15 protein-coding genes are annotated in these 14,530 nt (G+C 40.9%); all 15 read right to left on the bottom strand.

What is annotated here, in order from left to right:
• Positions 1-45: 45 nt before the first annotated feature.
• The 15 genes from ylqF to BAOM_RS24265 all read right to left on the bottom strand — a co-directional run bounded on the left by ylqF (position 46) and on the right by BAOM_RS24265 (position 14,519).
• The gene (ylqF, locus tag BAOM_RS07695) at positions 46-918 is read right to left on the bottom strand and encodes a ribosome biogenesis GTPase YlqF (RefSeq protein ID WP_127759773.1); all 873 of its coding nucleotides are present in this window, start codon (positions 916-918) and stop codon (positions 46-48) included.
• Between the two features lie 37 nt (positions 919-955).
• Entirely contained in the window at positions 956-1,516 is a 561-nt protein-coding gene (gene lepB, locus BAOM_RS07690) for a signal peptidase I (RefSeq protein ID WP_127759772.1), read from the bottom strand.
• Between the two features lie 300 nt (positions 1,517-1,816).
• Positions 1,817-2,164 carry a 50S ribosomal protein L19 gene (gene rplS / locus BAOM_RS07685; protein WP_127759771.1) on the bottom strand — a complete coding sequence of 116 codons (348 nt, stop codon included), beginning with the start codon at positions 2,162-2,164 and terminating at the stop codon, positions 1,817-1,819.
• A 129-nt stretch (positions 2,165-2,293) separates the two neighbouring features.
• Positions 2,294-3,028, bottom strand: coding sequence for a tRNA (guanosine(37)-N1)-methyltransferase TrmD (gene trmD / locus BAOM_RS07680; protein WP_127759770.1), 735 nt, complete (start codon positions 3,026-3,028; stop codon positions 2,294-2,296).
• Positions 3,028-3,546: a ribosome maturation factor RimM gene (rimM, locus tag BAOM_RS07675; protein ID WP_127759769.1), complete on the bottom strand. Its 519-nt coding sequence runs from the start codon at positions 3,544-3,546 to the stop codon at positions 3,028-3,030. Before rimM ends, trmD begins: the two co-directional genes overlap by 1 nt.
• A gap of 10 nt (positions 3,547-3,556) precedes the next feature.
• On the bottom strand, positions 3,557-3,943 hold the full coding sequence (locus BAOM_RS07670; RefSeq protein WP_127759768.1) for a YlqD family protein: 387 nt from the start codon (positions 3,941-3,943) through the stop codon (positions 3,557-3,559).
• A 194-nt stretch (positions 3,944-4,137) separates the two neighbouring features.
• Entirely contained in the window at positions 4,138-4,368 is a 231-nt protein-coding gene (locus BAOM_RS07665; RefSeq protein WP_119116682.1) for a KH domain-containing protein, read from the bottom strand.
• Between the two features lie 12 nt (positions 4,369-4,380).
• Positions 4,381-4,653 (bottom strand): 30S ribosomal protein S16, encoded by a 273-nt coding sequence (gene rpsP, locus BAOM_RS07660; protein WP_119116586.1) that lies wholly within the window; start codon positions 4,651-4,653, stop codon positions 4,381-4,383.
• Between the two features lie 141 nt (positions 4,654-4,794).
• Complete coding sequence (gene ffh, locus BAOM_RS07655; protein WP_119116587.1) at positions 4,795-6,135, bottom strand: signal recognition particle protein; 1,341 nt, start codon at positions 6,133-6,135, stop codon at positions 4,795-4,797.
• Positions 6,136-6,147: 12 nt separating this feature from the next.
• A complete protein-coding gene (locus BAOM_RS07650) occupies positions 6,148-6,480 on the bottom strand; it encodes a putative DNA-binding protein (RefSeq protein WP_127759767.1) in 333 nt (110 codons plus the stop codon).
• 94 nt (positions 6,481-6,574) lie between these two features.
• Positions 6,575-9,328: a VWA domain-containing protein gene (locus BAOM_RS07645; RefSeq protein ID WP_127759766.1), complete on the bottom strand. Its 2,754-nt coding sequence runs from the start codon at positions 9,326-9,328 to the stop codon at positions 6,575-6,577.
• The gene (locus BAOM_RS07640) at positions 9,318-11,081 is read right to left on the bottom strand and encodes a vWA domain-containing protein (protein ID WP_127759765.1); all 1,764 of its coding nucleotides are present in this window, start codon (positions 11,079-11,081) and stop codon (positions 9,318-9,320) included. The genes BAOM_RS07645 and BAOM_RS07640 overlap by 11 nt, the downstream gene beginning before the upstream one ends.
• A gap of 9 nt (positions 11,082-11,090) precedes the next feature.
• Positions 11,091-11,954: a DUF58 domain-containing protein gene (locus BAOM_RS07635; RefSeq protein ID WP_127759764.1), complete on the bottom strand. Its 864-nt coding sequence runs from the start codon at positions 11,952-11,954 to the stop codon at positions 11,091-11,093.
• Positions 11,951-12,958: an AAA family ATPase gene (locus tag BAOM_RS07630; protein ID WP_127759763.1), complete on the bottom strand. Its 1,008-nt coding sequence runs from the start codon at positions 12,956-12,958 to the stop codon at positions 11,951-11,953. Before BAOM_RS07630 ends, BAOM_RS07635 begins: the two co-directional genes overlap by 4 nt.
• A 7-nt stretch (positions 12,959-12,965) precedes the next feature.
• On the bottom strand, positions 12,966-14,519 hold the full coding sequence (locus BAOM_RS24265) for a hypothetical protein (protein ID WP_164853157.1): 1,554 nt from the start codon (positions 14,517-14,519) through the stop codon (positions 12,966-12,968).
• Positions 14,520-14,530: the final 11 nt, after the last annotated feature.

Genomic DNA, 14,530 nt, shown 5'->3' with positions numbered 1-14,530 from the left:
TGCACAAAAATACGGAGCGAAAACATCCAGCTCCGTATCCATTAATTATTCTTCTATATCTTCTCGTTCTTCACCAGGTACTTCAAATGTAAGAGGCCCTAATTTTTCGGAACGAATCTCTCGAACAACTAATTCAGCCGTCTTATCATAATCGACAAGACCACCGCCAGCTAAACAGCCACGGAATTGACCAACCGCATCGAAAAGCTCCACGGTTTCTTCTGGAATCTGATCTAAGTTATAGCGCGATTGCAGCCGCTCTGGATATTCTCTTTCTAAAAAGCGAAGGCCGTAGAGCGATACCTCATGTAAATTTAAAATAGTATCTTTAATAGCTCCTGTTAATGCTAGCTTCAAGCCTACCTCTTGGTCCTCAAATTTCGGCCAAAGAATTCCCGGTGTATCGAGCAGCTCCATTTCCTTGCCTACTTTAATCCATTGCTGCGCTTTCGTCACACCTGGTGTATTCCCCGTTTTAGCAATATTTTTCTTCGCTAATCGATTGATCAGCGTCGATTTCCCCGCGTTTGGAATACCGACAATCATCGCCCGAATTGCTCGTGGCTGCTTAATACCTTTCGCTCTCATCCGCTCATGCTTTTCTTTTAACAGCTCTTTAGCAGCTGCTGTAATCTGATTCAAGCCATTACCCGCTTGCGAGTTAATCGCAATAGCTGTTTTTCCTTGTGCTTTAAAGTACTGGAGCCACTGCTTTGTTTTCACTGGATCAGCCATATCTGCCTTATTCAATAAAATAATTCTTGGCTTATGTTGAATAATCTCATCAATCATCGGATTTCTTGAAGATGCTGGAATTCTCGCATCTACCAATTCAAAGATAATATCAATTAATTTTAACTTTTCCGTTACTTCCCGTCTTGCTTTGGCCATATGGCCAGGGAACCACTGTATTGTCACTAAAAATCAACCTTCCTATTTCTAATGTTTCAACAATCTATTCGACTTTCCTTATATCTTTTATAGGCCAATACACCGTATTTGTCTTACCTAGTATTTTATCATACGAGATGACACCTATATGACGGCTATCCTTGCTTAAACGACGATTATCGCCCATAACGAATAAATAACCTTCTGGTACCGTTTCTTGATTAATTTCTTTAATATCCTTTAATGTAAAAGATTCTGTTAGAGGGCCGCCATCTACTAACTTTGCTTTATATTTATCTAAATAAGGCTCTTGATACGGTTTGCCGTTAATATAGAGCGTATCATGATCATACTCAACTTTGTCACCTGGCAAGCCAATTACACGTTTAATATAATCCTTGCCTTCTGGTGCCTCAAACACAATAATATCGAAGCGTTTCGGCTTGCCTATTACATAAGAAAATTTATTCGTAATGACTCGATCTGTATCCTTCAAAGTCGGCATCATCGAGTAACCATCCACAACAACCGGAGCAAAAAAGAATTGGCGAATGACCGTTGCGATAATAACAGCGACAATAATCGCTTTTATCCACTCTACTAGTTCATTTTTCCCTTTAGCCATGGTCACCATCCTCTTTAAATCAAGCATGTTCATCCATTCATCATTTTACCATCTTACTCATCTGATAGCGAGTAACTCCTGTTACCCAAGAATCTGTTTTTATTAACACATTCTTCTTTAGCCCAACGATGTTCACTAATGCTGGTGACTAGAAACATGAACATACATTAGGCACTAATCAATATATAAACACTTATACAAAAAAGGAGCCTGATAATCAAGCTCCTTTTTTGTATAATGCTATATAAGTTATAGCCTTTTGAAAACGGCAGTGCGTACACTCTTACTGAAATCGATAAATTAGCGACGAATTTCTTTAATACGTGCTTTTTTACCACGAAGTTCACGTAAGTAGTAAAGTTTCGCACGACGTACTTTACCGTGACGTACTACTTCTAATTTGGCGATTTTTGGTGTGTGAACAGGGAATGTACGTTCAACTCCAACACCGTAAGAAACTTTACGAACTGTGAAAGTTTCGCTCACTCCGCCACCACGACGTTTGATTACAACACCTTCAAATAACTGAATACGTTCGCGAGTTCCCTCAACAACTTTAACGTGTACACGTACTGTGTCACCAGGACGGAACGCAGGAAGATCAGTGCGAAGTTGTTCTTGTGTAATTTCTTGAATAAGTTTTTGCATTGATTTCATCTCCTCATGGATGCTCTTGCAAACCTAGCATGTCTACAGCGGAACATCGTTATAAGACTGGACATATTGCCCAAGTCACAAAAATTATTGTACCATATGATGAACCGGAATACAATAGATTCATTGTTCTTTCTGAATCTCAGCTAATAATTTTTTTTCAACTTCTGAAAGAGAATAAGAATCAAGTAAATCCGGGCGACGCATCCAAGTGCGACGCAACGATTCTTTCATTCTCCATTCTTCAATTTTTTTATGATTACCTGATAATAATGCATCCGGTACCTTCATACCGCGAAAATCAGCCGGTCTTGTATAATGTGGATGTTCAAGAAGTCCCGATGAATAGGAATCAAGCACAGGCGAGGCTTCATTCCCTAATACACCAGGTAAAAGACGGACTACGCTATCAATAATGACCATGGCCCCTAGCTCACCGCCTGTCAACACATAATCTCCAAGCGATATTTCATCTGTCACAACATGTTCTCTAATTCGTTCATCATAGCCTTCATAATGTCCGCAAACGAAAATAAGATGCTCTTCACGGGCTAGCTCTTCCGCTTTCTTTTGTGTATATCGTTCACCTTGCGGGCAAAGCAGAACTACACGCGGCTTCACCGTCGCCTCTCCTTGAAGAGCCTCCACTGCATCAAATATAGGCTGAGGCTTCAAGACCATCCCTGCACCGCCACCGTATGGATAATCGTCCACCGTATGATGCTTATTGTCAGCATAGTCGCGAAAATTAATCACTCGATAGCTGGCTGCTTGTTTCTCCGCCGCCTTTTTTAAAATCGACGATCCTAAAACCCCTTCAAACATTTCCGGAAAAAGAGAGAGCACATCAATCTTCATCAGTCTAATAATCCTTCCATCGGTGTAATAATGACCTTTTTATTTGTAATATCGACCTCTTTCACAATGTGCTCGATATAAGGAATTAATACATCTTTCCCTTTAGGACCTTTCACAACCCAAACATCGTTTGCACCCGGTGTTAAAATTTCACGAATGGCACCGACTTCTTCTCCGGTATCGGTATATACGGTACAACCGATAATTTCATGAAAGTAAAATTCCCCTTCATCTAAATCCGTTAACTGAGACTCATTAATCTTTAAAATTCCATCACGAAACGGTTCGACATCGTTTACATTATGATAGCCTTCAAATGTTAGTAAATTAAAATTTTTATGTGTGCGATGTGAAGCAATTGTCAGCTCTAACGGCTCCTTATGCTTCTCCCTAAATAAGTAAAGGGTATTCCCGACTTTATAACGCTCGTCTGCAAAATCCGTTTTCGAAATAACCCGAACTTCACCTCGTATACCATGCGTATTGACAATCTTTCCAACGTTAAACCATCTTTCCATGCTGTCACCTCTACCGAATTTCTGACACAATGCCATCTTTAATGACGATTGTTTTTGTTTTAGTTAGTTCTTCCCAATTCGCTCCAACTTGAACATCAACCAGACTTTGAACCTCGCGTTCTTTTAACTCGCTCCCAATCGGCAGAATTTCTAATTGCTCCATTTGAAATTCCACCAATTTAATTTTCTCCAAGCGATTGTTAATCTCTTTCTCAAAATGCGACTTAAGAGTTGCTGGTTGTGTATGACGCGTTTTCTCTAGTTTTTTCAATTCAAAGCGGAGTTGCTCACTTTCTTTTTGCAACTGCAAGCGCTTCGATTTGTACGCATCAAGGAGCTCATTCTTGCTGGATTCTGTCAACACTTGCGTAACGATAACATTTTGAAGAATTTTCATTCCAGCCCCCCCTATAGTATGTAGGATTTTTTCATACTTAAGCAATGATATGTATAAAAGAATATATGTATCTCGTGGTCGCAGCATTAACACTATAATCGTTTATCCTTCCAAATATTATCAAATTTCATTCTATAGTTAAGTATATCGCAAAATAAATGATCGTACAAAAAAAGGAGGGGTATTAGCCCTCCTTATTCGGAAATCTCCAAATAGATTTTCTTTTGCTGTGAGGATCCTGCTGCATAAACTACAGTCCGAATCGCTTTCGCAACACGCCCTTGCTTGCCAATCACTTTGCCCATGTCTTCCTTATGAACCGAAAGAACATAGACGATTCGATCAGCCTCTTCCTTCACCGTTACAACAACCGCATCAGGATGATCAACAAGCGCTGAGACAATCGTTTCAATTAGAGTTTTCATCAACTTAGTTGATTACTTGCTGAATTTTGCATTATGGAATTTTTCCATGATGCCTTGGTTAGAGAAAAGGTTACGAACTGTATCAGATGGTTTAGCACCGTCTTGTAACCATTTAAGAGCTAACTCTTCGTTGATTTCTACTTTAGCTGGTTCTGCAACTGGATTGTATGTTCCAATTACTTCGATGTAACGTCCATCACGTGGTGAACGAGAATCAGCTGCTACGATACGATAGAAAGGAGATTTTTTAGCTCCCATACGTTTTAAACGAATTTTTACTGCCATTTTAAATAAACACCTCCGAGTAGTTTCACACAAGATAATATGTTACCAAACACCTTGTATGTTTGTAAAGGTTTTTTTCTTAACAGATAGAAAAACATTGTAATATAGAGCGTTTCGCCCATTTTCTCTATCTAAAAACCATTACATAAATGGGAATTTAAATCCTTTTTTCTTCCCTTTTTGCATATTTGTCATTTGTTTCATCATTTTCTTCATATCTTCAAATTGTTTTAGAAGACGGTTGACTTCTTGAATTGATCTTCCGCTCCCTTTAGCAATTCGTTTACGACGTGAAGCATTAATGATTTCAGGTTGTTCTTTTTCTTGCTTTGTCATAGAACGGATAATTGCTTCGACATGGCCAATTTGCTTATCGTCCACTTGAACATTATCCAATCCTTTAATTTTATTGGCCCCTGGAATCATTTTCAATAAATCATCAAGAGGACCCATATTGCGTACCTGGCCAAGTTGATCAAGGAAATCATCAAAGGTAAAAGTAGCTGTTCGCATCTTCTTCTCTAATTCTTTCGCCTTCTCTTCATCCACATTTGCTTGTGCTTTTTCAATTAACGTTAACACATCGCCCATGCCGAGAATTCTTGAAGCCATTCTTTCTGGGTGAAACGTTTCAAGCGCATCCATTTTCTCGCCCATCCCGACAAACTTAATCGGTGTATTCGTTACAGAACGAATGGAAAGCGCAGCTCCACCTCGTGTATCACCATCGAGCTTCGTTAACACAACGCCCGTTAAACCGAGCTGTTCATTGAAGCTTTGTGCCACATTTACAGCATCTTGCCCTGTCATGGCATCAACAACAAGGAAAATTTCATCAGGCTTTGTGAGCTCTTTAATATCCTTCAGTTCGTCCATTAGCTTTTCATCAACATGAAGACGACCTGCCGTATCAAGTAGCACATAATCATGATGTTCTTCCTTTGCCTTAGCAATAGCCTGCTTCGCAATCTCCACTGGGCTTACTTGATCGCCTAATGAGAAAACAGGCATATCTAATTGCTTACCTAGTGTTTGAAGCTGCTTAATCGCTGCTGGACGATAAATATCTGCCGCAACAAGCAATGGTTGTCGGTTATATTTTTTGCGAAGAAGATTAGCAAGCTTCCCGGTTGTCGTCGTTTTACCTGCCCCTTGAAGACCTACCATCATAATGACAGTTGGGGGTTTTGTTGCAACAGCAATCTTGCTTTGTTCACCGCCCATAAGCTCTGTCAATTCTTCTTTCACTACTTTAATAACCTGTTGACCGGGGGTTAAGCTCTTTAGCACTTCCTGACCTACCGCACGTTCACTCACTCGCTTAATAAAATCCTTAACAACTTTAAAGTTAACATCGGCTTCAAGAAGAGCTAAGCGCACTTCGCGCATCATTTCCTTAACATCCGCCTCGTTTACTTTCCCTTTGCCGCGAATTTTTTGCATCGTGCTTTGCAGTCGGTCGGCCAATCCTTCAAATGCCATTATTGCCGCCTCCTAATCTAACTTCTCAAGCGCTGCAATGGCCTGAGCCAGCTCCTCTTTTGTCACAGATTCGTGCTCAATCAGAGCCTTAAACTCAGCAATCCACTTATTACGCTGTTGAAATTTTTGAAATAACAAAAGCTTTGCTTCATATTCTTCAAGCATCGCTTCTGTTCTTTTTATATTGTCATATACTGCTTGCCTACTGACTTCATATTCTTCAGCAATTTCCCCAAGAGAGTAATCATCTAGATAGTAGAGGGACATGTAGCTCTGTTGCTTTTCGGTTAACAACGATTGATAAAAATCATACAAATAATTAATACGCGTTGTTTTTTCAAGCATGTTAGTCACTCCCTGCTGTTAAGTGAAAACCCTTTACAAGTTTATAGTTTACCTATTGGCTACAGTAATGTCAAGCAATAATCCTTACCACTTTCTAATGTTTACGTCGCTTCGCCTCTAACAGTCGTTTCATTCGCTCTTCACGTTCTGACGAAGACAGCTTTTTATCCATTTGCTTTAGCTGTGATTTTCCGGTTGCTTGCTTATGTTCCTCTACTTGCATTGATTTATTAGGAGCTCTTTCAACCGTTTGTTTCGCCTGTTTCAAACGCTTCATAGTCGTTTCAGCTTTCGAACGTTCAATAGCTTGCTTTTTCCTCGTAAAGAAAGAACACAACCTTTGCCAACCAAAACGGCGAATGACAATTTCGACAAAGAACAGCAAAAAAGCTGCACACAATAACCATGCACTTATACTCTGTTTGTGCTGGGACATCTCTTTAAGATCTCGAAATGCCGATGCCTCTTTTTTCAATTCTTGCCCACCAGACGTCGCAAGCAGTTCATCTATATATCGTTGATTCAATCCTTGCTGTGCATACTCTTTTGAATACGGAATCGTAAAACCTGTTTGATAAAGGTTTGAAGCCCCCGTTTCATGACCCTGCTGTACACTTAAAAAGTATAAGCCGGATTGATTTGGAACCGTCATTTCGTACTTCCCTGGTGCAACTAATTTCGGATGACTGTCAATCCGGTCGCCTTTTTCAGACACAATACTTGCAGATAACGGGTGTAGATTATTCGTTGCCGCTTGAATAGATAATACGGTCTCATCACCGCTATGATCCATCGTAACCGTGTATGGCTCACTCTCATACTTCGGCAATGTTGTCGTAATCATCTGATTTAAAAAGTTCCCCCATTGGTTCCAACGCGGCCAATCACCAGACCATTTTCCCGTTACATCAGAAGTAAACGCAATCGTCGTTCCCATGCCATATTGCCACTCGGCAAGCACGGGGTCCTCTTTACCGCTAATAAGAGGCTCTTTTGCCCGTTCTTTCGCTGTTGTTGCAATGTAGGCATTCATTTGCGGCACTCCATCTGCAAAAAGACTGTTCCAACCAGTTCCCTGTTGTATCGTTGGATAAAACGGATTGTCTTCAATATACGTCTTCGTCGCCATCACCGTTTCACGTGAGAGAATACTTGGAATGACAGAAGAATCGACCACGTCGTAATAACGGCCAGCTCCCCATTGAGCTAACTCTTCTAGAAGCAGCTTATCGGCATCATTTCCAATTGACACAGTGGATAACGTAATATTTTGTTCTTTTCCTTCCTCAATCAACGCTTCATAATCATTTCCAGGTGACTGACCATCCGTTAATAAAATAATATGCTTTCTCTGCAGTTTCTTATCCTTCAGCTGCTCATAGGCAAGCTCCAATGAACGATAAATTTCGGTGCCGCCCCCAGATGCAACGGAACGAATTTGGTCCATCGCCGCTTCCTTATTCTTTAACGGCTCTGTTTCAACAATTTGCCACGGTCGATCATCAAAGGTGATAAAACCAAACGTGTCGCCTTCTTCTAATAACTCCACAGACCTGGCAGCTGCTTCTTTCGCAAGAGATAATTTATTCCCGCTCATACTGCCTGAACGGTCCATAACAATGACTAAGCCTAATGATGGCATTTCTTTTTTTCCTTTCACATCCATATCGACCGGGAGCAGCTTTTCAATGGGGGTTTTAAAATACCCGCCAAGTCCAAAGCTATTTTCGCCTCCTGTCATCACAAAACCATTGCCAAATTCCTTTACAGATTGCTCAATTAGTTGCATTTGGTTTTGCGAAATAGACGTGGCTGATACGTTGTTAAACACCACACTTTGATACTGTAAAAATCCCGATAACATTGTCGGCAATTTTTCTGGTACAATCGTTGCTACATCAAACCCATTCCCCGATAAAATGCTCGATAACAAACTTCGGTTTTCTTCAACAATCAACACTTTTGGCGTACCTTTAACATTTGTAATCGCATGCAGCGTGTTATTTTCAGCATAAGCATCTTCTTTCCCTGCAATTTCTGCTTTATACACATGCATGCCTGTTTCCGTTACAATATGCGAAAAGCCGAATACGTTATTCCCTTCCTTGACAGCAACAGATTTTTTGATGATTTCTTTATCATTTAACGAAATGCGAATCGTTGCCTCTTGAGCAATATCGCTTGCTATCGATACCGAAATATCTGCCTTTTCTCCCTGATACAGAGAAGGAGAAACGGATAAATCCGTTAAAGAAACATCTTTTTTGACTGGTACTTGAATCGGCACAACATCCAATTCAATCCCTTTATTATGGAGCAGTTTCACTGTTTCTGCTGCATGCCCCATCGTTTCATTTCCATCTGAAAACAACACAATTCGTCCGTTTTCATCATTCGAAATAAAAGAGGAAGCAAAGCGAATACCAGCTTCAATGGATGTCTCGGTTTCATCTACTTCACTACTAAACTGTGAAATTACAGTCTCTTTCTTCGTTACCCCTTGCTCAGCGGCCACATCGCCCCCAAACGAAGCAACAGCAAATGCATCATCAGCTGCTTTCTTATCAACACTCGCCTCAATCCAGGCAAGAATATCTTCTCCCTTATTATCTACACTCGCTGATTGATCCGCTAAAAAGACGACCGTTGTCCCTTTTACCGGCAGTAATAGCTGCGGAATTGTTAATGCAAAAATAAGAAGAAAAAAGACGAGTGAACGAAGCGTTATTATAATTACTTTTTCACTACGGTTCATTGTGAGGCGGCTGTTTTTCCAAAAAGAATACATAAGAAACACACATGGAAGGAGTAACAACAGCAAATAAGGATACGTTAGTTCAATACCCACGACGGTACACCTCCCACTCTGCCATCAACAAGAGTAATGCGATACAAGCCAGCCAAAACCACAAATGATCCTGAATATTCTCTGTCGTCTCTCTTGACTGAGCTTCTTTTGGATTCATTACAAAGGAAGGAGCCGCTTCTAAGCTTTTTTCCCGTTCATCCAATAACACAGAGAAATAATACGACTGTTCGTCGGCTATACCTTCGTATACCCCTGGTTTAACTGGAGCAATAAAACTTTCTTCGGCAAGATTGATTGTGTATAAATTGTCTCCGTCCTCTGTAAAAATACTTAAATCCATTTGTTTATTCCCTAAGTTCAACCATTTTTCTTCTCCTGGCTGATAATATCCGAGAAAATTCGTTTGATATGTCAACCATTGATAACTGTTATATAAAAAGAGCGGAAACCCAGGTTGCAGCGGCCAATCTGTGTCACTTAGTGCAAAATTGAGCGCAATAATCGGATAACCATGATGGGTTCCTTTTTGAATCAACGGCTGGTCTCCGCTTGCCAAAATCGTTTGCCATTCCTGATTAAGTGGACGAAAGGCAGAAGCGATATACACCTTTTTGCTATCAACATGCGTGAATAATGGATCATCCGCTGCTGTTAATGTTTCAGTTACTTTCTGTTTCTTCTTCGCTTCACTTTGAATAAAAAGAAGCGGATACTCGCCTAGCTGCGTAAGACTCACTCCTTCTGCAATGACCATGCCATCACGACCAATTTTAGCAACATCATCGACTTGAATCACTTCAAGACCAAGCGTTTGTAATCCTGCTAGATAAAAAGGATTCACATCACCAACGGCATACACCTTATCATAGGATGTCGTTGAAATAGCGGTTAGTTCATTATCCGCTTCATAATCATCAGGTGTACGGATTACAGCTTGATAATATGGATGTGCTGGTAATGTTGGCATATTAACAACCGCTTCCTGATTCGCTGCTACATGCATTTTTTTGGAAAAAAGAAGCGTTTCACCACTCATCACTTGAAAATCCACTTGTTCATTGGCATCTGTTTCATTCGCAATCACAGCCACAGCCGATACTTTCTCTCCCTCTGGTGCCGTACCAAACGAAAGCAATGAAAGATTATCATGTTGACTATTATAATTATGTACAAACACCGACTGATCCTCTGAAAAAGAAGCAACATCCTCTTCGACCACATGGTCTGAAAACAAATGCACAACCGAATCCTTCGTTGTCACTAACGATTCGGCAAGCTCAAGCGCTTGATCCATTGCATCATACTCATACGAAAGTTCGAGCTCTTGAATCGCTTTTCGAAGCGCACGCTGATCTTGTTCATGATTCGCAATAATCTTTGGCTTTTGCCCGGTGCTAATAATCGTCACCTCTTGTTGATCTATCTCATCAAGCAATTTAAAGATATCCTCTTTTGCTGTCGCAAATCGAGTTTTCTCTCCTTCCTTTGCACTCATCGTCGCTGATGTATCAACAACCAAAATGAAGTGATCACCTGCAGGCACTTTTCCATACCAATATGGACGGGTCAACGCCAGCATAATGAGCAACAGAATGAGCAACTGCAGCCAAAAAAGGAGATTATGCTGAAGCTTTTGCAGCCATGGTGATGCTTGCCGTTCATTTAACACTTGCTCCCAAAGCATATTCGATGAAACAGGTACCTGTTCATATTGCTTGCGAAAGAAATACAATAAAATGAAGGCCGCAATGAACAAACTAAATAGAAAAAAGAACGGACTTGCAACAGACATCTTCTCACCTCAATTCATAAACCCTTGTCTCGGTAAATCATGAAACAAAATCGTTTGAATGTCTTTCTCGCCGTTCATAAGGAAGTATCGACAACCGAGTGTACGACAAATCGCTTCGAGCTGCTGATTATGATCGTTCAAACGGCTTTGATAGTTTTCAATTAACAGAGGATTCATACTGACATTCACCGTTCCCGCTGATTCACTATCAATCAGCTTCACATCACCACTGTAGCTCGGTTTCATTTCTTCCTCAGCTAATAGCTGAAATAACCAAATCTCCTGCTTCACCGAGCGCAGCTTTTTTAACGCTGCTTCTATGACATCCAGCGGCTCTAATCCATCGGTAAGAAGAATCGCTAACTGTTGATTCTTCATTATTTGTTGACTTAATTGTGCAAAAAAAGCGGTCGTACTCTCCCTCTCTTCTAAACGTTGAATCTCATGAAAAACCTGTTTCCGATATACCGCTCCTTTACGGCGAATCGGCTGCATATTTGTTGAAGTGACTGGAATAAAAGAAAGTCGATCTTCACTAGATAGTACAATATGACTAAGCGCGGCGGCACATAAGCGAGCAAGCTCCCACTTCTCGCTATACGTGCGCATCGATGAACTCATATCAAGATAAATCGCAATCGCCACTTCCTGTTCATCCAAAAATCGTTTAATATAATGCTTTTGTGTTCTGCCGTACACATTCCAATCAATTTGACGCACATCATCCCCTGGCTGATAAACTCGAAAATCGGAAAACTCAAGCGATGAACCAAACGCGCTGGATTGCCTTGAACCTTTATGCATACCGCGCTTTCGTGTTTTCACAAGCAGCCGTTTCTTTTGCAGCCTTTCTAAAAAAGAAGACGCTATCATGATATAGAAGACCCTTTCCCTGCTGTATACGCCGCTTCCACAATTTCAGCAAGAACGTGATCTGCCTGAATGCCGCTTGCTTCTGCTTCAAAATTCAATAGCAAGCGGTGGCGTAACACCGGAATTGCCGTTTGCTTTACATCTCCCGCTGACACATGATACCGCCCCGCAAATAGCGCTCTTATTTTCGCCATTTTAAGTAAGCTTTGTAAGCCACGGGGACCGCTGCCATACTGCACATATTTCTGCACAATTTCTGGTACTGCTTCCGCGTCTGGATGCGTCATCGCTACAATATTAATTGCATAATCTAGCATTTCTTCCGATACAAGCACTTCTTTTGATAGACTTTGTAAAAATAATACATCCTCAATCGAAGCAATCTTTTCAATAGAAATGGACTCCGTACCAGTCGTACGCTTCATAATTTCTCTTAGTTCTTCCTTAGAAGGATATCCAACGAGAATTTTACACATAAAACGATCCATTTGCGCCTCAGGAAGTGGGTATGTTCCTTCTAAATCAATCGGATTTTGCGTCGCTAGTACAAAAAACGGCCGCTCAAGCTTTTTCGTTTCTCCCATCACCGTCACCGTTTGCTCTCCCATCGCTTCAAGCAGGGCACTTTGTGTTTTCGGTGTAGCTCGGTTAATTTCATCAGCTAGCACAATATGTGAAAACAAAGGCCCTTTATGAAATGTAAAGTGCTGTTTTCCATCCTCATCAGGCTGAAGCAGCATCGTTCCTGTAATATCTGCTGGCATTAAATCCGGGGTAAACTGAATGCGCGAAAAACTTAAATCCATACTTTCTGAAATGGTCCGAACGAGCATCGTTTTTCCAAGGCCTGGTAACCCTTCTAATAGCACATGCCCTCCTGCAAAAATACTCCAAAGTACTTGTTCGACAACCTCTTCCTGTCCAACAATAAAACGAGCAATCTCTTTTTTAACATCTTCCACGATTTGTTGTGCTTTCATAAACTGCATCTCTTTATCTGACATATATTCACTACCTTTCTGGATCGATTTGGTCATAATAATTTTTGACAATATCCGTTAAATCAGCAGGCAGCTTCAGGCGCTCCGTACTTTCTCGATACGACTCACCATATTGCTCATAGACCTCTTGATAATTACGCACATTCCCCTTTAAAACAGGGCCTTCATCGCTCTTTTGCTCTTGACCGCTTCCTTCCCCAAGTTCCCCGCTATCAGATTCGACATTTTGCTTTCCTTTTGTTTCTTCAGGAATTGTTAATAGTTCCCGTGATCCTTGTCCAAGTCCAGCGCCGCTTCCAGAACCACTGCCCGATCCTGAGCCTGAGCCTAAACCTGAGCCCGTACCGGAACCAGAACCAGTACCTGAGCCCGTACCACCGCTGCCGCTTCCAGAACCACTGCCGTTTTGATTATTACTAGTTTGATTGCTTTTTTGATTGCTTTTTTGATTGCCCGCTGAATGATTGGAAGAAGATGAAGCAGAGTTCTGATTATTTCCTGGGGTGCCGCTTCCTATTTGCGTTGGTGTCATTCCGCTATTTTTCATTTGTTGCTGCAAGTTTTGACTGACCTGTTGGACTTGCTGACTAGCATTCGCTAACTGTTTAGACAGCTGTCCAGATTGAAGCGCTTCTTTTAATTGTTCAGCGAGAGCTGTAAGCTGTTCTTCTGTTAACTTCTCGTTTTGATTCGTTACTTCACTTAATGCCTTTTGCTGTTCTTTCGTTAACTGCTCCCAGTTTTCATTCAACTTTTTCAACTCCTTTTCTAACTGCTCCAAATCCTTTTGTTCAAGAAACTGAGCTAAGTCCTTTAAACCAGCATCATCGGCTTGCTTTTTCCAATTATCTAACTGTTTCTGTGTTTCTTTTCGCTTCATCACTTGGAGGTCAAGTTGTTTGGATAACTTCTCTAATTCCTTTAGTGCCTCATTCGGCTCTTTTACTTCGGCTAGCTTCTTCTTTGCCTCTTCTAGCGCCTTTTTGGCAATCGGGTCCTTTGTTTCCTTCACTTTTTCCTCTACTTTCTTTTCAACCTCTTTCATTAATTTTGCAACTTTTTCCACTTCTTTTGCTTCGTTCATCCATTCATTGGGGAACAAGGCTGAAAGGGTCGCAACTCCTGCGAACAAGCAAGCTATCATCAACCATTTTGGGTACCATATTTTCTTTTTTCGCTTCAAAACGCTTGCTTCATTTACTTTCATTTGACGAAGTGCATCACGAAGCTGTAATCTTTCTAGTTCTCCTTCTTTATCTAAAAAAGAAAAAGCCGTTAACACGCGATCATCTGGCACATATTCATTAAAAAGAAGCGAAGCCGCCTTAAACGACGGCCTCTTCTTCCAAATGTGATAGATCAACACAATTCCGAGCACAAGCCACCCAATTGCTAAAAAACGCAGCATAAAGGGGAAAACAATGACTCTTGTAATAAGAAAAAGGAGAAACGCCCAAATGCTCGCTACAAGAAGAAACCATTGTACTTCTCTTCCAAGTAAAAGCCAAAAAAGCTGACGTTGCACAGGCTTCACAAGCTTTTCAAACTGCTTCTTTTCTTCCATCGCTTCGTTCC

The sequence above is a fragment of the Peribacillus asahii genome, assembly GCF_004006295.1.
Lineage (GTDB): Bacteria > Bacillota > Bacilli > Bacillales > DSM-1321 > Peribacillus > Peribacillus asahii_A.
This window is presented reverse-complemented; position numbering and strand designations above follow the sequence as displayed.

What these genes read in the sequence shown, in the direction of transcription:
- rplS (WP_127759771.1), bottom strand. Translation starts at nt 2,164, where the DNA reads ATGCAAAAACTTATTCAAGAAATTACACAAGAACAACTTCGCACTGAT.
- rimM (WP_127759769.1), bottom strand. Translation starts at nt 3,546, where the DNA reads ATGGAAAGATGGTTTAACGTTGGAAAGATTGTCAATACGCATGGTATA.
- BAOM_RS07640 (WP_127759765.1), bottom strand. Translation starts at nt 11,081, where the DNA reads ATGTCTGTTGCAAGTCCGTTCTTTTTTCTATTTAGTTTGTTCATTGCG.
- ffh (WP_119116587.1), bottom strand. Translation starts at nt 6,135, where the DNA reads ATGGCATTTGAAGGATTGGCCGACCGACTGCAAAGCACGATGCAAAAA.
- BAOM_RS07630 (WP_127759763.1), bottom strand. Translation starts at nt 12,958, where the DNA reads ATGTCAGATAAAGAGATGCAGTTTATGAAAGCACAACAAATCGTGGAA.
- BAOM_RS07665 (WP_119116682.1), bottom strand. Translation starts at nt 4,368, where the DNA reads ATGAAAACTCTAATTGAAACGATTGTCTCAGCGCTTGTTGATCATCCT.
- BAOM_RS07635 (WP_127759764.1), bottom strand. Translation starts at nt 11,954, where the DNA reads ATGATAGCGTCTTCTTTTTTAGAAAGGCTGCAAAAGAAACGGCTGCTT.
- BAOM_RS07670 (WP_127759768.1), bottom strand. Translation starts at nt 3,943, where the DNA reads ATGAAAATTCTTCAAAATGTTATCGTTACGCAAGTGTTGACAGAATCC.
- trmD (WP_127759770.1), bottom strand. Translation starts at nt 3,028, where the DNA reads ATGAAGATTGATGTGCTCTCTCTTTTTCCGGAAATGTTTGAAGGGGTT.
- BAOM_RS24265 (WP_164853157.1), bottom strand. Translation starts at nt 14,519, where the DNA reads ATGGAAGAAAAGAAGCAGTTTGAAAAGCTTGTGAAGCCTGTGCAACGT.
- rpsP (WP_119116586.1), bottom strand. Translation starts at nt 4,653, where the DNA reads ATGGCAGTAAAAATTCGTTTAAAACGTATGGGAGCTAAAAAATCTCCT.
- lepB (WP_127759772.1), bottom strand. Translation starts at nt 1,516, where the DNA reads ATGGCTAAAGGGAAAAATGAACTAGTAGAGTGGATAAAAGCGATTATT.
- BAOM_RS07650 (WP_127759767.1), bottom strand. Translation starts at nt 6,480, where the DNA reads ATGCTTGAAAAAACAACGCGTATTAATTATTTGTATGATTTTTATCAA.